Origin of the sequence: Inquilinus sp. KBS0705 (genome assembly GCA_005938025.2) — a bacterium.
Classification (GTDB): domain Bacteria; phylum Bacteroidota; class Bacteroidia; order Sphingobacteriales; family Sphingobacteriaceae; genus Mucilaginibacter.
The window spans coordinates 89,364-109,599 of the sequence record VCCI02000004.1 but is presented as its reverse complement, the minus strand read 5'-3'; the positions used below and the strand labels follow the sequence as shown (position 1 = coordinate 109,599).

The 20,236-nt window shown below is 46.3% G+C and carries 10 protein-coding genes; 8 read left to right on the top strand and 2 right to left on the bottom strand.

Translation table 11 applies throughout. The annotated features are described in order from the left end of the window. Nucleotide 1: 1 nt before the first annotated feature. A complete protein-coding gene (locus FFF34_017080) occupies nt 2-1,237 on the bottom strand; it encodes a TolC family protein (GenBank protein ID TSD63312.1) in 1,236 nt (411 codons plus the stop codon). Nucleotides 1,238-1,466: 229 nt separating this feature from the next. Here FFF34_017080 and FFF34_017075 point away from each other — a divergent pair, with 229 nt between their 5' ends. The 8 genes from FFF34_017075 (at nt 1,467) to FFF34_017040 (ending at nt 18,540) form a co-directional block, all read left to right on the top strand. Continuing rightward, nucleotides 1,467-2,042 carry an RNA polymerase sigma-70 factor gene (locus FFF34_017075; GenBank protein TSD63311.1) on the top strand — a complete coding sequence of 192 codons (576 nt, stop codon included), beginning with the start codon at nt 1,467-1,469 and terminating at the stop codon, nt 2,040-2,042. A 91-nt stretch (nt 2,043-2,133) separates the two neighbouring features. Next, a complete protein-coding gene (locus FFF34_017070) occupies nt 2,134-3,297 on the top strand; it encodes a DUF4974 domain-containing protein (protein ID TSD63310.1) in 1,164 nt (387 codons plus the stop codon). A gap of 256 nt (nt 3,298-3,553) precedes the next feature. Then, nucleotides 3,554-6,880, top strand: coding sequence for a TonB-dependent receptor (locus FFF34_017065; GenBank protein ID TSD63309.1), 3,327 nt, complete (start codon nt 3,554-3,556; stop codon nt 6,878-6,880). 41 nt (nt 6,881-6,921) lie between these two features. Then, nucleotides 6,922-8,394: a RagB/SusD family nutrient uptake outer membrane protein gene (locus FFF34_017060; protein ID TSD63308.1), complete on the top strand. Its 1,473-nt coding sequence runs from the start codon at nt 6,922-6,924 to the stop codon at nt 8,392-8,394. Nucleotides 8,395-8,518: 124 nt separating this feature from the next. Further along, entirely contained in the window at nt 8,519-11,302 is a 2,784-nt protein-coding gene (locus FFF34_017055) for a Bacterial alpha-L-rhamnosidase (GenBank protein ID TSD63307.1), read from the top strand. Nucleotides 11,303-11,758: 456 nt separating this feature from the next. Then, a complete protein-coding gene (locus FFF34_017050) occupies nt 11,759-14,014 on the top strand; it encodes a beta-N-acetylhexosaminidase (GenBank protein TSD63306.1) in 2,256 nt (751 codons plus the stop codon). 6 nt (nt 14,015-14,020) lie between these two features. After that, nucleotides 14,021-16,327: a glycosyl hydrolase gene (locus tag FFF34_017045; GenBank protein TSD63305.1), complete on the top strand. Its 2,307-nt coding sequence runs from the start codon at nt 14,021-14,023 to the stop codon at nt 16,325-16,327. Further along, a complete protein-coding gene (locus FFF34_017040) occupies nt 16,324-18,540 on the top strand; it encodes a glycoside hydrolase family 92 protein (protein ID TSD63304.1) in 2,217 nt (738 codons plus the stop codon). Before FFF34_017045 ends, FFF34_017040 begins: the two co-directional genes overlap by 4 nt. A gap of 272 nt (nt 18,541-18,812) precedes the next feature. On the opposite strand, the gene FFF34_017035 is transcribed toward FFF34_017040, so the two are convergent. Beyond that, nucleotides 18,813-20,222 carry a TolC family protein gene (locus tag FFF34_017035; GenBank protein ID TSD63303.1) on the bottom strand — a complete coding sequence of 470 codons (1,410 nt, stop codon included), beginning with the start codon at nt 20,220-20,222 and terminating at the stop codon, nt 18,813-18,815. Between the last annotated feature and the right edge of the window lie 14 nt (nt 20,223-20,236).

Below are 20,236 nucleotides of genomic sequence, written 5' to 3'. Positions count from 1 at the left end.
ATTATTTGCTCCAGTAATTAAGTTGGTTAATAAGTTGTAGCCTGCTGATAACGTTTTGCGTTAACAAGTTTTTTATGCTGAGGTAGTTATTAACAGCCAGTATCAGGTCGGCCATTTTAAGGTCGCCGGTTTGCAGCAGCTTGGTATCTACCTTTATCAGGCTTTCGGAGTATTTAAACTGATCGTTTATTTCGGCTATCAGCTTATCGTACTCGTTTATCTGTTGGTTTAGCTGGTTAATTTGCTGGGTATACTGATTATTAGCAAAGGCCCGGTAGGTGCGCTGCGATTCCTGCTCAAGCGATAGCTTTTTGTAAAGCAACTTACGCTGGCCGCCATCGTAAATAGGCATGCTAACGCTAAAGCCCACGCTGGTGCCAAAGTTTTTATAGTACTGGCTCGTCAGGTCCGAGTTGTAACCACCATCGGCAAACAGGCTGGCCCGCGGGCGGTAGCTGTAATCTATCAGTTTACGACTGTTCAGTAGTCTTAAACTATCCAGTTGGTACTGTTTAAAAAATATACTGTTGTTGCGGTCGTAGCTTATGTTTCTTTGCAGTTCGGGTTTAGTAAGTTCTGCTATAGTGGTATCGGCTATGCCGGATAGATAATTAAGCGTAGCATAATCGGTTTTATACTGTAGTTTGGTTTGCAGCAGCTGTAGTTGCGCTTGTTTAAGGGTAACCAAAAAGGTTAGGTAGTCGCTTTGGCGGTATACATTGCTGCGGGTTAGCCGTTTTAAAAGGTCCTCCTCGCTGCTAAGCAGGTTCACAATTTCCTGGTTAAATTTTTGCTGTTGCAGGCTGCCATAAGCGGCAATATACTGGCCAATAATGGTACGCCTCAGGTCCTGCTCGCTTAGTTTAATGCTGTTTCGTAACGAATCTTGCTGCAAGCCCAGGCCGGCAAATTGTGCGTTAAGGTAGTCTTTACCAATAAACGATTTGCTAACCGTAACTAAGCCGCTAAGCGATTGCCCGTTGGTAATAGCCGACGAATAGCCGTAACCCTTTATCACCGGGGCATACAAGCCCGTGCTGCTGGCTGTAACCTGTGGCTTAAAGCCGGCCTTAATACGTACACTATCTATTTGTGCCGATAGTATTTGGTTATTAAGGTCTTTTAATAAGGGGCTATTTTTAACCGCCTGTTGCAGGTAGTCGTCCAGGGTTTTTGTTTGGGCAAAGCAATGAGTTGTAGCGAAAAATAAAATGAATAAGCCGGCTAAATATTTCATTTATATGTTGCAAAACCTTTGTAAACGCCTACGGATGATTATTTTATTTAAAAGTAAATGTTAATACTGGAGAAAATCTGTAATTGAGGGAAAAGATGTATTTTAAAGCTAAATATATTAAATAAACAGTGTTTAAAGCCCCGAAATCAAATGTATATAAACATGTTACACAACTTTTTGTAGTATGATATGCAAAAATATCAATGCATATTTTTAGCTTAGATAAAATATGTGCGAGATACTATTATATGATATTCAATTGCTCGATCGCCTTAAGCAGGACGATGAATCGGCTTTGTGTGCCATATATAAAAAGTACTGGCAACCGCTTTATTTATCGGCTTATCATGTAATAAAAGATAAGCAGATATGCGAGGATATTATACAGGAGTTGTTTATAAAACTATGGAACAACCGCCAGGCAATTGAAATTACCGTATCGTTAAAAGCCTACCTGTACGCGGCCATCAGGTACGAGGTGTACAGGCAAATTCGTTCCGGTTCCGTGCGTGCCGATATTTACGATGACCTTTTAGAGCGTATACACACACCCGCCGTATACGGCACTATAGAATATAAAGAGCTGATAGCCCAGATCAGTTCTGTAATTAACAAACTGCCCGAAAAATGCCGCGAGGTTTACAAGCTAAGCCGCGAAGAACACCTGTCGCACAAGCAAATTGCTGAGCGCATGAATATTTCGGCAAAAACGGTCGAGAATCATTTGACCAAGGCGCTAAGGCAATTGCGCACATCGTTAAGTATCCATGTAGTGGTGCTTTTGATGGCGTATTTCATCAAATAAAAACCCTGCGTTAATATCCTGTTAAATTTATTTCGCCCGGTAGTAGGGGATAGGCCTGTTTTTTTACTCTTCTATATATAAACAGGTTAAAGTGAATAAGCAGCAATTTTTACGACTTATTGATAAGTATTTGGCAGGGCAGGCTTCAATTGAAGAGGAGCAGCAACTGCTTAACTTTTTCGATAGCTTTAGGCAAGATGGCGGCTGGGACGAAAAGCTGCTTGGTGTAAAGCAAAAGCTGGAAGATAAAATGCTAAAGCGTTTGCAGGCTGCCATCAGGCAGGATAGGGTTCAGCGCAATGCAAAAGTGGTTGATTTTACCTGGATAAAAAAGATAGCCGCTGTTTTTATAGGCTTTGGTTTAATAATAGGTATTGTTTTTTACACCTCAAACAAGGGCCCCGATCAGCCTTTAATTGCTCTAAGCAAACCGGTAAAGCACGATGCCGAACCGGGTACCAATAAAGCCATACTTACCTTGGCCGATGGCTCAAAACTTGAGCTTAATGCCGCCAAAAACGGCGTACTTGCCCGGGCAGGCCATATCAGTATTAATAAAACCCACGACGGACAACTATTATACGTTATAGGAGCTTCAAAAAATACCGATGCTAACAATGTAGTTGCCTTTAACACCATTGCTACGCCCATAGGCGGCCAGTACCAGGTTATTTTGCCCGATGGTACCAAAGTTTGGTTAAACGCGGCATCATCATTAAAATACCCAACCTTATTTAAAGGTAGCCAGCGCGTGGTAGAGCTTACCGGCGAGGCTTATTTCGAGGTGGCAAAAAATGCCGCCATGCCCTTTAGCGTAAAGGTGAACGATATGCAGGTAAAGGTATTGGGCACGCATTTTAATATTATGGCCTACAACAACGAGCCTGCCATTAAAACCACCTTGTTAGAAGGCTCGGTGCAGTTAAGTAACGGTTTGGCAAAAAGCATTTTAAAACCCGGCCAGGAGGGTGCAGTTAATAAAGCGGGCGATATCAAGGTATCTGATGTAGATACCGACCATGCCGTGGCCTGGAAAAACGGCTACTTCGACTTCAAAAGATCGGGTATAAAGGAGATAATGAACCAACTTTCGCGCTGGTATGATATGGATATATCGTATGCCGGCAACGTGCCCGATGATGAATTTGTGGGTAAAATACCGCGTAGCGCCAAGCTATCGCAGGTGTTGCGCATATTGCATCTAAGTAAGGTAAATTTTAAAGTAGAAGATAAAAAAATTACAGTAATACCTTAACAATAAACCAATTAAAAATTAAATGAGCCCTTATGAAAAAACACCGACACAACCATTAATAGCATATCTTTTTTAGTTTTTATCCAAAAAAAAATCGGGGTGCTGCAACACCACCGATTTATTAGAATGGATAAAGATTTAATGTGTTTCCACAACAGATTTTCTCAACCCAAACATTACTAAGATATGCAATTAATATTTAGTGGTAAAGTGCTTTATCACAAAAGCTACGTCACCTCCATAACTATTTTTGCCCATGAAATTAACGGTACTATTAATTATTATTGGCTGTTTGCACCTAAGCGCTAAAGGCCTCTCGCAAACCATTACATTAAACACCAATAAGGCCGACCTGGATAAAGTATTTACCGCTATTGAAAAGCAAAGCGGCTATTACTTTTTTTACCGGTATAAGGATCTTAGCGGCGCCAAACCTGTTACCCTAAATTTAAAGGGTGCATCGTTAGAAGATGCTTTAAAAGAGTGCTTTAAAAACGAACCTTTTGTTTATACTATCGAAAATAAAACGATTGTAGTAAGTAAAAAAGACGCGCTTGCACAAGCACCCGTGGCCACGGTAAAAATAACCGTAACCGGTACCGTGGTTGACGATAACGGCCAAACCCTCCCCCGTGCCAGCGTTACCATTAAAGGCAGTACCAATGCAGTTATTACCGATATAAACGGAAAATATAGTATTACAGCCGAAGAAACGGATGTGCTGGTATTCTCCTTTATCGGCTTTAAAAGTACAGAAGAGCCTATAAACAAGCGCAGCTCCATTAACGTAAAGTTAGAGGTTGATAGCCGCAGCATAAACGAGGTGGTTGTTGTAGGGTATGGCACCCAGGCGCGCCGCGATGTAACAGGTGCTGTGGGCACGGTTAAAATGGCCAATATCAAAGAGATAAAAGCAGCCAGTGTAGACCTTAAACTGGCCGGTCAGTTGGCAGGTGTTACCGTAAACCAGGTAACAGGTACACCGGGTGGTGGCGTATCGGTAAACATACGTGGCGCAGGCTCGGTTGGTGCCGGCGACGACCCGCTGTATGTAATAGATGGCTTCCCGGTTTCGCCCGGTTTCGACCAATACTCCAATCCGCTAAGTACCATTAACCCCGATGATATCGAAAATATCAGCGTATTAAAAGATGCCGCTTCAACAGCCATTTACGGTTCACGGGGTTCAAACGGTGTTATTTTGATCACCACTAAAAGGGCTAAAAAGGGCGAGTCGAGCGTAACGGTAAATACCTCGTCGGGTGTTCAGTCTATACTATCGCAAAGCAAGTTAAAGGTGATGAATGCTACCGAGTTTGCACAATGGCGAAAGGAGGCTATACAGGATGCTAACGCCGTTAACGGTACAAACAACCCCATACCTGCCGAGTACCAAAACCCATCGCAATATGGCAACGGTACCGATTGGTTTGACGCTGTAACAAGGGTTGCCCCAATGCAAAATTATGATGTTACCGTAGCAAACGGTACCGAAAAGGTACGCTCATTATTCTCTATGGGGTACTTTGACCAACAGGGAACGGTGCTTAACACAGGCTTTAGGCGCTACTCGCTAAAAGGCAATATGGATGCCGATATTACTAAAAACCTTACCGCCGGGCTAAGTATAGCGCCTACTTACAGCCAGCGCCATTTGCAGGAAACCGATGGGCACTTTTTAACAGGCACACTAAGCCAGGCATATTTAGAGAGCCCGTTAACACCCATCAAACAGCCCGATGGCTCTTACACAAATGTGGTTGGCTCACCCGGTACCTTTCAAAACTCAAACCCGGTAAGCCAGTTAATAAACACCACCAATAATTTTACCCAGTTCCGTACGCTGGCCAACGCTTACGTAAACTGGAAAGCTATTAATGGCTTAGATATCCGGTCAACCTTTGGTGTTGATTATCAAAATAGCAGCGGCGATTATTTCCGCCCATCATTTTTAGGCGCGTTTAGCGTACCCAACCGCGATGGTACACAGGTAAAGGCGGTGGGTAACTTTAGCTCGTCGAACTCATTTAACTGGCTTAACGAAAATAGCGCTACCTATAAAAAAACCTGGGGCAACCATACTTTAACCGTATTGGGCGACTTTAGTATACAGCAGGAAACAAGCCACTACCGTTTTGCGCATGGAGCCGGTTTCCCTGATGATGCTATACGCTCCCTTGCTGCAGCTACCATCATAACCGCCAATGCAGGCGACGAGCAATGGCGCCTGCTATCATTAATAGGCCGTGTAAACTATGCCTTTAAAGATAAGTACCTGTTAAGCGCGTCTATACGCCGCGATGGTTCATCGCGCTTTGCACCGGGCCATAACTGGGGTACTTACCCGTCTGTTTCGGGCGGATGGCGAATTTCGGATGAATCATTCTTTCCCAAAATAAGCTTCCTTGATCAAATGAAGTTTACCGGTAGCTATGGCCTAGCAGGTAATAACAACATTGCTAATTATGAATATATAGCGGCCGTAGATCAATACAATTATACTTTTGGTGGCGTGCTTGCACCGGGCACCGCTATATCTGATCTGGGTAATAAGGCCCTTGGCTGGGAAACTACCCGCCAGTTAGATATTGGGGTTGATATATCGCTTCTTCACGGCCGTATTTATTTAATTGCCGAGTATTATAACCGCTTTACGCGCGATATGCTGCAATATATTCCTGTACCCGGTGTATCGGGCTATACGGGTACATGGACCAATGTTGGTAATGTACGTAACCGCGGTTGGGAGTTTACCCTTACCACTAAAAACATTGTAGGCAGTGGGTTCAACTGGTCTACCGATTTTAATATATCGTTTAACCGTAACAAAGTTTTAAGCTTGGGCCCAACCCCGCAAATATTAGATGCGCCTGCTAATGATAACCCAACCAGCATTACTAAAGTAGGTTATCCGCTGGGTCAGTTTTATGGCTATTTCTTTGATGGGATATTCCAAAACCAGGCCGAACTGGATAAATACCCTCACTTTGATGGCGAGCAGGTAGGTAACATCAGGTATAAAGATATTAATGGCGATGGCGTAATTGATGGTGCCGACCAAACCGTTATTGGCAACCCATGGCCCAAATTCACCTTTGGTTTTAGTAACCACTTTAACTATCGCAGGTTTGATATGAATATTATTTCGGCAGGCTCGGTAGGCGGCCATGTGTTTGATATGTACAAGCAGTTTACAACAAATTTAGATGGGGTGTTTAATGTCGAAAAATCGGTAATACAACGCTGGCGGTCCGAGAGTAACCCCGGTGCCGGTTTGCTACCAACAACCGTATCAAACACCAACCTGGCGCGCGATTATTATCCGTCGTACTGGGTAGAGAGCAACTCGTACCTAATGGTGAAGAATATTGACCTGGGGTACAACTTTAAAACCAAATTCAGTAAAAACTTTAGGGTATATGTAAGCGCGCAAAACGCCATACTGATAACCGGCTACAAAGGCGGTAACCCCGAGGTAGGTATAGATGGGCAGGACGGTAACCGTTCGCTTTCGCCAAACGTGAATTTTACGGGGTACCCTGTATCGGCGGTTTACACAGTGGGTTGTAACGTAACGTTTTAATGGTTAATTGATTTTTTTGATCTCAACAAATTAGTAACGGCATGAAAAAATATATATACCTTTTTGTTACTGTAATTGGCATAGCCGGTTGTAAGAAAGACTACTTAAGCCTGCAGCCTGCCGATTCGCAAAACGCAGCCAGCTTTTTCAAAACACCTGATCAGTTCAGGCAGGCCATAAACGGTGCCTACCAGCCCCTGCAGGGTTTGTACAACGGTACTTTTTGGGTAATGAGCGAAATGCGGTCAGACAATACATCTTACGAATACGATCCATACGACCGTTCGGGGACGTTGAAAGAAGAGGTAGACGAGTTTAGGGAGTTAAACAATAACGATTATCCTGCTGTATTTTTAGGTACTAACTACACCATAATTGGCCGTTGCAATGCCATATTGGGCCGTTTGCCCGCCGCTAAAATTGATGCCGCTATAGCCGACCCTATTGCCGGGCAGGCCAGCTTTTTAAGGGCCTTTAGCTATTTTAACCTGGTACGCATATTTGGCGATGTGCCCCTGGTGCTTAAAGAAGTACAATCGGTAGATGAGGCTTATAAAATAGCCACCAAAGCACCGGTAGCCAGTGTTTACGATGCCATTATTGCCGATGCAAAAGATGCCATTGCCAAACTGCCGGTTAAATACACCTCAGATACCGATAAGGGAAGGGTAACCAAAGGTACTGCCGAAACCATGCTTGCCGAAGTATACATGACCCAGAAAAAGTATGATCAGGCTATCCCCTTGTTAAGGGCTATCATCGCCTCAAACGCGTATAGTTTAAATGCTAACTATGCCGATAACTTTAACATCAACACCAAAAATGGCCCCGAATCTATCTTCGAGATACAATATATGGAAGGCCCTAACGGTTTAGGCAGCGATTTTATCGATTCATTTATCCCGTGGGATTATTATGATACGGATGTAACCGGTTACGAAATAAACAACGGCGCGCAAAACGGCTGGAACATACCTACACAGGATATGGTAAACGCTTATGAGCCGGGTGATAAAAGAAGAGCCGCGTCTTTAATTGATTTTACATCAGATGAGTATGGCATTGATCTGCCATTCATCAAAAAATACCAGAGCATAGGCGCTGTGCAGGGTGTAACCGCCAACGATTTCCCGGTTTACCGCTATGCTGATGTTTATTTAATGCTTGCCGAGTGCCTTAACGAGCAGGGCTACTCGGGCGGTGGCGACGCGTTCAAGTATTTAAACCTGGTGCGTACGCGCGCGGGCCTGGCAAGTAAAACGCCGGTAAATACGCCAAACCAGGTAGCTTTTCGCACGGCTATAGCCCACGAAAGGCAAGTAGAACTGGCTTTTGAAAACCACCGCTGGTTTGACCTTTTGCGCACAGGCAAGGCCACCGAAGTAATGACGGCCCATGCCGCGCACGAGCGGGCTTACAAGTCCGACTCGTGGACAATTAACCCGGCTGCTTATGCAAACATTCGTTTGCTATACCAGTATCCTTTAAATGAGCAACTCCTCGAAAATCAATAGTTAATGATATTACAGTCCCCGCGTATATACGCGGGGCTGTAATTATCGTTTATATGACTACCTTATACTGGTTTTTTAAACCGGTGTATATTAATAAACGTATGTTCCGATATATCATTTTAGTATGAATTTTTCACAAAAGATTGTTCGCAAAGGGGTTTATTTCAGTATTGTTTTATTGTTGTTTGGGGCAAGGGCCAACGCTCAAAAAAAGGTTGAGCCGGTTACCTTGCTTAAGGTAGATAACCTGGTATGCGAATATGCAACCAACCCCATTGCCGTTGAGGCAGCCAACCCGCGCCTAAGCTGGAAACTAATTACGCAGCAGCGCGGCGTAGTGCAAACGGCCTACGAGATAAGGGTAGGCGGCAACGCGGTAACACTCACCAAAGGGAAAGACCTGCTGTGGACATCGGGCAAGGTAACTTCCGACAGATCTATTCAGGTTAATTACGAGGGACCCGCCCTGGCATCGCGCCAAAAATGCTATTGGCAGGTAAGGGTTTGGAACAACTATGGCCATGTATCGCCCTGGAGCATGGTAAACTACTGGAAAATGGGCTTGTTAACCCCCGAAGACTGGACGGCCCAGTGGATACAAAACAACTACGAAAGCGATACTACCGGTGGCCCCAGCCCAATGTTTCGTAAAGCCTTTAAGCTGGAGCATAAAGTGCGTGCGGCGCATTTATACATCACCGCCCACGGCGTATACGAGGCACAGCTGAATGGTAAACGCATAGGCGACGATTACTTTGCCCCCGGATGGACAAGCTATAACAAACGCATACAATACCAGGTTTACGATGTTACCGCAGGCCTTAAAAAAGGTATTAACGCCATTGGCGTAACCATTGGCGACGGCTGGTACCGTGGGTATACCTATAACCGTATAAAAGATGTTTACGGTAAAAAACTGGCCCTGCTTTGCCAGTTAGAGGTTTTGTATACCAACGGCAAGCGCGAAGTTTTTACATCAGACAAAAGCTGGAAGGTAGCCTATGGGGGTATACGGTCATCGTCGTTTTTTGATGGTGAGGTTTATGATGCCCGCAAAGAGAAGCCCAACTGGGCGGCACCGCTGTATAATGATAAAACCTGGGACACCGTTAAAGTAGACAATACCATAAAAGATAACTTGGTGAGCATGATTGGCCCACCCGTAAAAAAACACGAAAAGTTTTATCCCTTAAAGGTGCTTACCACCCCCGAGGGCGACCGCGTGGTTGATTTTGGCCAAAACCTGGTGGGTTGGGTGCAGTTTAAACTAAAAGCCAAAGCAGGCGATACCGTAAAGCTGTTCCACGCCGAGGTGCTGGACCAAAAGGGTAACTTTTATACCAAAAACCTGCGTACCGCAAAACAGGAGAATACATACGTATTTAAAAGCGACTCTATAGAAACGTATGAGCCGCACTTTACCTTTCAGGGTTTTAGGTTTTTAAAGATAGTAGGCTATAGCGGCCCTATAGATTCGACCAATATGGTGGCCAATGCCGTGTATTCGGATATGGCCCAAATGGGTAAGTTTTCTACATCAAACCCGTTAATAAACCAATTGCAGCACAATATACAGTGGGGGCAAAAGGGCAACTTTATTGATGTACCTACCGATTGCCCCCAGCGCGACGAGCGCATGGGCTGGACCGGCGATGCACAGGCATTTTGCCGTACCGCCACCTTTAATATGGATGTGGCCGGCTTTTTCACCAAGTGGTTAAAAGACCTGGCCGCCGATCAGCATAAAGATGGGGCGGTGCCTTATGTAATACCCAATATGTTAGATAGCACATTGGCAGCGGCATCCGGCTGGAGCGATGTGGCTACCATTGCTCCCTGGAATATTTACCTGGCCTATGGCGATAAGCAAATTTTAGAGCAGCAATACCAAAGCATGAAGGCCTGGGTAGGCTACATTCAGCAGCACAGCCGCAATTACCTTTGGGACACCGGCAACCACTTTGGCGACTGGCTGTTTTACGCCGGCACCGATTACGAGGACGGCGCGGCCCTAACCGATAAAAACCTGATAGCACAGGCATTTTACGCGCACTCTACCCAGTTACTTATCAACGCGGCGCAAATATTGGGTAAAACCGATGATGTAGTAAAATACACCGGCTTGCTGGCCAATATTAAAAAAGCTTTCCAAAGCGAGTATGTAACGCCTAACGGGCGCATGATATCTGGTACGCAAACATCATACGTGCTGGCCCTTAACTTTGATATGCTGCCCGAAAACCTGCGCGAATCGGCGGCCAAACGGTTGGTGAACAATATTGACGATTACGACGGCCACATTACCACCGGCTTTTTGGGTACGCCTTATATATGCCACGTTTTAAGCCGCTTTGGGCATACCGATATGGCCTACGAACTGCTGATGAAGGAGTCGTACCCATCGTGGTTGTACCCGGTTAAGAACGGTGCTACTACCATTTGGGAACGCTGGGACGGCATAAAACCCGACAAAAGTTTTGAAGACCCCGGCATGAATTCCTTTAACCACTATGCCTACGGCGCCATTGGCGATTGGATGTACCGTGTGGTTACCGGCATTAATACCGACGAGAGCGGTCCGGGTTTCCACAAGATTGTAATAGCGCCGCACCCGGGCGGCAAGTTAACCGCTGCCCAGGCCGAGCTTGAAACAATGTATGGCAAAGTAAAGTCGGCATGGAGCATTGTTGATGGCATTTTTACCTTAGATGTTATTGTACCGCCAAATACTTCGGCTCAAATTGTACTGCCATCGGTAACGGATACGGTAACCGAGGGAGGGCTGGATATAAATACCGTAAAGGATATTACCAACATCCAAAAGGCGGGTAACGACGAGCAGTTAAACGTAGGCTCGGGTACTTACCGTTTTGTGTACACTTTAAAAGTAAAAGGTAAAAAGAATTGATATGATGTCCCCTCAGGGTCTCCTGAAAGGGACCCTGAGGGGACAAAAGTTATTTTAAACAAACCGTGTCATCCGGAGCTAGCGCAGCGACGAGGGATCTTGTTCGAAAGACAGGCGGCGATCTTTGCATAATGAACAAAATTTCTCGCTATCGCTCGAAATGACATAAATTTTATAAGGATAGAGAGAATTAATAAACATGGCTAAAACCTTTAAAACCTTATCTGTTATGTCCCCTCAGGGTCTCTCGCAGAGGACCCTAAGGCGTATGGATACCTCAGGGTCCCTTTCAGGAGACCCTGAGGGGACAAAAAAAACCGTGTCATCCCGAGCGAGCGTAGCGACGAGGGATCTTGTTCGAAAGACAGGCGGCGATCTTTGCATAATGAACAAGATTTCTCCTCGTACCTCGAAATGACATGAATTTTATAAGTATAAAGAAGAATTAATACATACATGACCAAAACCTTTAAAACCTTATCTGTTTGCTGCATTGTGCTATTGCTTAGCATGGGGGTAAAGGCACAGCTAAGCATCATTCCGCAGCCCTTAAATATCGAATCGAAAAAAGGCGGCTTTATTTTACAAAACAACGCGGTTATTGGTACCGATGCGCAAACACAGGCTATTGGTTTATACCTGCAAAACTACCTGGCCCAAAACTATAAGCTGCACCTAAAACTGAAAGTGTATACCACAATACCGGCCAATGTTGCAATCAAACTTGTAAGTGCCAATGCCGGTGCCGAGGAGGCATACACCTTAAAGGTGAGCAAGGCTGGGGTTAAAATTGCAGGTGCTGGTGCAGGTGTGTTTTACGGTGTTCAATCGTTAATACAAATGTTGCCGGCTAATGGTGGCGTGCCTATGCGTATTGCGGCCTGTACCATAACCGACTCGCCGCGTTTTAAATGGCGGGGCTTAAGTTTGGATGTTAGTCGCCATTTTTTTACGGTAGACGAGGTGAAAAAATACATTGATGTAATGGCCCATTACAAGCTAAATACCTTTCACTGGCATTTAACTGATGATGAGGGCTGGCGCATACAAATAGACAAATACCCCAAGCTAACCGAGGTTGGGGCCAGGATAAGCTATTACGAAAAACAGGGCAAATTTCGCAAGCTGGATAATTTGGTAGATGCTGGCCGCGATGGCTTTTATACCAAGGCAGATATACGCGAAGTGTTAAGATACGCCGCAGAACGCTATGTAACGGTATTACCCGAGATTGAAATGCCGGGACATAGCGAAGCGGCCATTTTTGCCTATCCCGAATTAGGATGCCAGGATTCGACAGGGGCCAAACACCGGGTGCGCATGTTGGACCCAAGCGAGCATACCTTTACTTTTTTACAGGATGTATTAACAGAGGTTATTGCGCTGTTCCCTAACCAGTATATCCACATTGGTGGCGATGAAGCCGACATGTCGGCATGGCTAAAAAGCCCGGTTGCCGTGGCTTTAATGAAAAAAGAGGGCCTGAAGGATGAGAGGGAAGTACAAAGCTATTTTATTAAACGGATAGAAAAATTCCTGCTATCCAAAAACAAGAAACTGATAGGCTGGGACGAGATATTGCAGGGCGGCCTGGCACCATCGGCAACGGTAATGAGCTGGCAGGGCGAAGCGGGTGGTATAGCCGCCGCCAAAATGCACCACCAGGTAGTTATGACACCCCTGCCGCAAATGTATTTTGATGCCCCGCAGGCCAACGAAGAGCTGGAGCCTATAGGCTGGAACCCGCCGGTAACCTGGCAAATGGTGTATAACTACGAGCCCATGTCCAAACAGTTAAACCCGACAGAGGCTACCTACATATTAGGTGCGCAGGGCAATATATGGGCCGAAAAGGTACCTAACCTGCCGCACCTGGAATATATGGTTTATCCGCGCGCGCTTTGCGTGGCCGAGCTTACTTGGTCGGCTAAGCAGAATAAGGATATAGCGCGTTTTAAATATAAAATGTACCGCCAATATCCCCTGTTTAAATTGTGGGGCTTTAATGCCCGCCTGCCCGATATTGAGGGTGTAGATAACGTAGTAACCAATAAAAGCAGGTGGGTTAAAACATTGCGTTATCCCCTAAAAGGCGCTAAGGTGCGGTATAGCATAAACGGAAAAATGCCCGATAGCGCCTCGGCCATACATCAATTCCCCTTAGTAATAAATGTACCCTTAAAAGATACTTTACGTTTGTCTACCTACACCACCTGGACGTTGAACGATCAGCATATCAGGCAAACCGCGTTAATAGCCCACCAGGATATTAATGCGGTTAGGGTGGCCAACGCCGCGCCGGGTTTAAGCTATGCGGTTTATAAAACAAAAGAGCGCGACTACAATAAAATAAGCGGCGAGCCTATCGCTTTGGGTATCCTTACCTATCCGCATGCCATGCCCGAAGCAACCGATGAGGAATACCACTGGGTAAAGGTTAGCGGTTACCTTAAGATACCAACCGAAGGCGATTACGAGCTGACATCAGCATTTGAAATGAGCCCTGAAATTTGGGTAGATGATAAGCCGGCTATCAGCATAGATAAAAACCGCTATGCCGAGCCACAAAAGGCCCTGCTGCATTTAAAGAAAGGTTATTACGCCATAAAAGCTTATTACCCCGTAACCGAAGTGAATAATGACGAAAAACTATTGCAGTTAAAAGCGCCATCGGGCAGGGTATTAAATGTAGCTGCTTACCTGTTTCATTAATTGGCTATGCTTAAAAGAATACAATTGTGCCTTATACTATTGTTAGCTATCACCGCGGCAAATGCCCAGTTATATAAAAACCCCAAAGCAACTGTTGCCGCGCGTGTAAAAGACCTGCTTGCCCGCATGACACTGGAAGAAAAGGTAGCCCAAATGAGCATGAGTCCGCTAAAAAGCTCAACCGATAGTAAAATAGCCTATGGCTTTGTCGAGAGTCCTTTTGTAACCGTTGGCGAGGTTGCTTCGCAATCCATAGCGGCAAAACAATACGCTAAACAAAATACCCGGCTGGGCATACCACTCATACAAATAGGCGAGGCACTGCACGGGCAGCTGACTGGCGGGGCAACCATATTCCCACAGGCTATTGCACAGGGCAGCACCTGGAACCCCGCATTGATTGAAAAGATGGGTTCGGTTATTGCCTACGAGGCTACGTCATCGGGTGTGGACCAGGCACTATCGCCGTTGTTCGATCTGATACGCGACCCGCGCTTTGGCCGGGTAGAAGAGTGCTTAGCCGAGGACCCTTACCTGGTGGGCCGCCTGGGCAGCGCCTTTGTAACGGGTATGCAAGGCACGGCAGCACAAAGCCGCATAGGCATTGGTAAAGATAAAGTAATGACCACAGCTAAACACTTCGCGGCGTATAGCATACCCGTAGCAGGCATCAACTTAGGGCCTGCATCGGTAGGCGAGCGCGAACTGCGGTCGGTATTTTTACCGCCCTTTAGGGATGCGGTGCAAAAGGCAAACATCTACTCGGTAATGCCATCGTATAACGAGATTGACGGCGTACCCGCCCATGCTAATAACTTTTTGCTTAGGCAAATACTGCGTACCGAGTGGGGTTTTAAGGGCTTCGTTTTTTCGGATTACGAGGGCTTAAGTATGTTATACTCCTTCCATCGCATTGTTAAGGATGCCGAGGGTGCCGCTTTACGCGGCATAAGTGCAGGGGTGGATGTTGAAGCGCCCAAGCCCGATGCTTATGCGCAATTGATTAAACTGGTTAAGGCGGGTAAAGTAAAGCAAGCTGCAATTGATACGGCTGTTAGCCGCATACTCACCGCCAAATTTAAGGCCGGATTGTTTGAGAAACCCCTGGTCGATACCACCCAACTAAAAGTAAGGGTGCATACGCGCGAGCACGTGGCCTTATCACAGCAAATAGCCGAAGAATCTATCATCCTGTTAAAAAACGATAAGCAGCTTTTACCGCTGAATATCAATAACCTTAAATCGCTGGCGGTAATTGGCCCTAATGCCAACCAGGTGCAGTACGGCGATTACAGCTCTACCCGCGACAGCCGTTCGGGTACTACCATATTGGATGGCATAAAACAACTGGCCGGCAATAAGCTCACCGTTAACTTCGCCAAAGGCTGCGACCTGTCGTCGATGGATAAAAGTGGTTTTGATGAGGCCCTAAACGCAGCTAATAAAAGCGATGCGGTGGTAGTGGTGTTAGGCACCACCAGCGTAGTATTTTCGGGCATTGGTTGGAACGGCCACACACCCGAAGGAGAGCCTAAAGACCCATTTACCTGCGGCGAGGGTTACGATGTAAGCGATATCAGTCCGCAAGGCGTACAGCGCGAATTGCTGCAAACCTTATACAAAACCGGCAAGCCCATTATATTGGTACTGGTACATGGCCGCCCCTGGAGCATCAGTTGGGAAAAAGAAAACATCCCCGCCATATTGGAGGCCTGGTACCCCGGCGAAAAGGGTGGCAGCGCGGTAGCCAATATCCTGTTTGGCAGGGTAAACCCATCGGGCAGGTTAAATGTAAGCATCCCGCAGTCTACCGGGCATATACCGGTATTTTACAATCATGTTAGTTCGGGCAGGGGCTTTTACCATAACCCCGGCTCGGCAAGCAAACCCGGCCAGGATTATGTGTTTGCATCAACAGATGCGCTGTTTCCCTTTGGTTTTGGCTTAAGCTATACCAGCTTTACATACAGCAACCTTAAAACATCAAAAGCCATATTTGCTAAGGGCGATCAGGTAGAGGTATCGGTACAGGTAAGCAACACCGGGGCGGTAGCAGGCAAGGAAGTGGTGCAGCTGTATTTGGGTAATAAGGTAAACTCGGTAACTACGCCGGTAATGGCGCTGAAAGGTTTTGACAAGATAGACCTTAAACCCGGCGAAACCCGAACCGTAAAATTTACCCTTACCCCCGATGATATAGGTATTTGGAATGCCGCGATGAAATGGGTAACCGAACCGGGCACCTTTGATGTGATGATAGGCCGGTCGGCAACAGATATAGTTTTAAAACAAACTTTGGAATACAAGGAATGATACGGAATTTGATCAAATATATAATGCTTGCTGCTGTGCTGTGTACAAATACAAAAACATGGGCGCAATACAGCAAATATGTAAACCCTTTTATCGGCACATCGGCAACAGGGCATACCTTTCCGGGGGCTACTGTTCCGTTTGGTATGGTGCAGCTAAGCCCCGAAACCGGCAACTTTGGGTGGCAGTATTGCTCTGGTTACCGGTACGAAGATACGGTGATAACCGGCTTTGCCCACACGCATTTGAGCGGTACGGGCGGTGTCGATCTGGGCGACGTGCTGTTTTTTCCCTTCCGGGGCGATGCGCCAAAGGTATTTACCAGCGGCTTCTCTAAATCAACAGAAAAAGCGGCTCCGGGCTACTACACAGTAGTTTTGCCGCGCGATAATATTAAGGCCGAGCTTACCGCATCGGCCCATACCGGCGTACACCGGTACACTTTTAATAAAGCCGGGCAGTCGCATATTTTAGTAGATATGCAAAGCGGGCTGGTTGATGCACCGGAGCAATTGGAAACGCACGTAAACGAAGGCAGTATTAAAGTGATAGATAGCCACACCATTAGCGGCTATGCCTTTACCAGCCTTTGGGTAGATAAGCAAGTGTATTTTACCGCGCGTTTCAGCAAGGCATTTAGCGGTTACCATTTTATTGATGGCGAAGCCCGCAGGCGACTGGTTATCGATTTTAAAACCACCGCGGGCGAAGAGGTAGAAGCAAGGGTGGGCATATCCGGCGTAAGCGTGGCGGGGGCGACTAACAACCTGGCCGAAACAGCAAACAAAAGCTTTGAAACGGTTAAAAAAGATGCCAATAAAATATGGAACAACTACCTGGGTAAGCTAAAGGCCGAAGGTACGAACCAGCAAAAAATCACGTTTTACACCAGCCTGTACCATACCCTTATACAGCCCAATAACATAGCCGATTTGGATGGCAAATACCGCGGTGCGGATAGCCTGGTGCATCAATCGGCAGATAAGGTGTTTTACTCTACCTTCTCGTTATGGGATACCTACCGCGCGGCGCATCCGCTGTATACCCTGCTGTTACCTGATAAAGCGGGGCAGATGGTAGAGAGTATGCTGCAGCATTTTAACGCCACCAAACTATTACCCATCTGGACGCTATGGGGAAAGGAGAGCTATGCCATGATAGGCAACCACTCTATCCCGGTTATTGTGGACGCCAGTCTGAAAGGCATCCCCGGTTTTAACAGGGCAAAAGCCTTTGAAGCCATCAAATACACGCTCACCCACAACAAAAACCCCAAATACGACTGGAGCCTGTACCTGCGCTATGGTTACCTGCCATCAGACACCGTTAAGCGCGAGGCGGTATCGCGGACTTTAGAGGCCGCTTATGATGATTGGTGCGCGGCCCAACTGGCCAAAGCACTGCACAAACAGGCCGATTATGCCTACTTTATGCGGCGGTCGCGGTTTTATAAGAACCTGTTTGATAAATCGACCAACCTGATGCGGGGCAGGCTGACCAACGGCGATTGGGTAAAGCCCTTTGCCCATTTGGATAGCGGCCAGCTGGCTACCGGCGGCGATTATACCGAAGGCAATGCCTGGCAATATGTTTGGCAGGTGCAGCAGGATATACCCGGACTGATCAAACTGATGGGTGGCAAAAAAGCATTCTCCAATAAGCTGGATTCGCTGTTCAGCATGGAATCAAAGGTGTTTGGCAAAGGCTCTACCCTGGATGTTACCGGGCTGATAGGCCAGTATGCCCATGGCAACGAGCCGGTGCATCATGTAGCCTATTTATATACGCTGGCAGGCAACCCGGCCAAAACCCAGCAAATGGTTAGGCAAATAGCCGACCAGTTTTACCTGAATACCCCCGAGGGCCTATCCGGCAACGACGATTGCGGGCAAATGTCGGCCTGGTATGTGTTTGCAGCCATGGGCTTTTACCCCGTTAACCCGGCGGACGGGCATTATGTGTTCGGTGCGCCGCAGTTGCCTAAAATAACCATGAGCCTGCCCGGCAATAAAGTGTTTACCATCGAGGCCAGGGGACTATCGGCCACCCGTAAATATGTGCAAAGCATCAGCCTTAACGGCAAGCCTTATCTGCAAAACTACATTAGCCACCAAAGCATCATGAAGGGCGGGCATTTGGTGTTTGTGATGAGTGATAAGCCAAAAGCAGCGGGGTTTAAAACCTCAGGGTCCTCTTCGACCTGCGAATTATAATAATAATTGTTACAGAAAGTGTCGAGCCTCTTGCACCCAACAAAAATATACCAAATCCATTTTTGCTTTTTATAACTTGTAATTGTCAAAAATTATGTTATCTTAGTTGAGCACCCCGAACGAATTAAAACGAAAAAAAACGAAAAATTCCCGCATAGCAGCGAAAAAAGTGGAATGCTTTAAGTAAGGCTGTGGAATGGAAAAAACCGCATACAAACAAACGAGGCTACCTTTTTGGGATAGCCTCGTTTTTGTTTAGTGTAGTTTTGATGTTAGTTCCAGCCGCCGCCCAAAGAGCGGTATAAATCGGATATAGCGCTTAGCTGATCGCGCTTAATAGTAGCCAGTTCCAGCTCACTTTGCAACACATTGCTTTGGGCGGTAATCACTTCCAGATAGTTAGCCATGCCGTTTTTAAACAGTAGGTTGGCATTGCCGGTAGCCTGTTGCAGGGTGTTAACACGGTTGGCAGCTATAAGCTGCTGGCTTTTAAGCTTTTCTATCTTTACAAGCGCGTCAGATACCTCGCCCACAGCGTTTAACACCGACTGGCGAAACTGTAATACAGTCCGTTCGCGGTCAACCTTTGCCACCTCGTATTGGGTTTTTAGTCGTTTATTGTTCAACAAGGGCTGTACTATACCGCCCGTAACCGTACCAAATAACGATGCCGGAATATTGAACCAATTGCTTGCTTTAAAGGAGTTTACACCACCTGTAGCCGTAATGCTTAAGGATGGGTACATGCTGGCTTTTGCTATACCTACCTGCGCGTTGGCGATGGTAAGGGCCAGTTCGGCGGTTTTAACATCGGGCCTGCGGCTAACTATAGCCGATGGCAGCCCGGCGGGCAAATTATCAGGTATTACCAAAACATCAAGGCTGGCGTTACGCTCTATCCTGTCGGGTAACGCGCCTGTTAAAATGCGCAGCGCGTTTTCCTGTATGGTGATATTCTGCTCAAATACAGGTACCAGTTGTGCTGCTGCTAAGCGTTGTGCTTCAGCTTGTTGTACAGCCAGTGAGGTTACCTGCCCGGCATCATATTGCAGGCGGATGATACGTAAGGTGCTATCATTCAGCTTCACATTCTTTTGGGCTATAGCTAACTGAGCATCAAGCATCAGCAGGTTATAATACCCTTGCGATACGCCGGCTACGATATTGGTTTGTATAGCCTTTTTAGCTTCGTTGGTTTGCAGGTAAGCGGCTAAGGCACTCTTGCTTTGGTTGCGTATTTTGCCCCAAATATCAGCCTCCCAGGATACACCCAGGTTAGCCGAGTAATCCTCTACATGCTTGCTGCCCAAAAACTGGCCCAGGCTTAAACCGTTCAGGCTATTGTCTGACGGGCGGTTGGTGGTAGCTGTAACATTTAGGTTAACCTGTGGTACATAGTTCCATTTTACCTGTTTAAATAATAGCTGCGATGCTTCTATATTCTTAACCGCTATCTGCATATCGTAATTGTTGGCTATAGCGCTGTCAATCAGCTTTTGCAGGGTAGGTTCGGTAAAAAAGTTCTTCCATTGTACATCAGCTATGCTGGTGGTATCAGTGGTGGTTGCCGCGCTCCTGAAAGCTACAGGCAGCGCGGTTTTGGGTGTTTCTATATCTTTTGAAACAGAACAACCGGTTAATACAAGCAGTATAAAACCGAGTTTATTAAATAAATTTTTCATTGTCGTGATCGTTT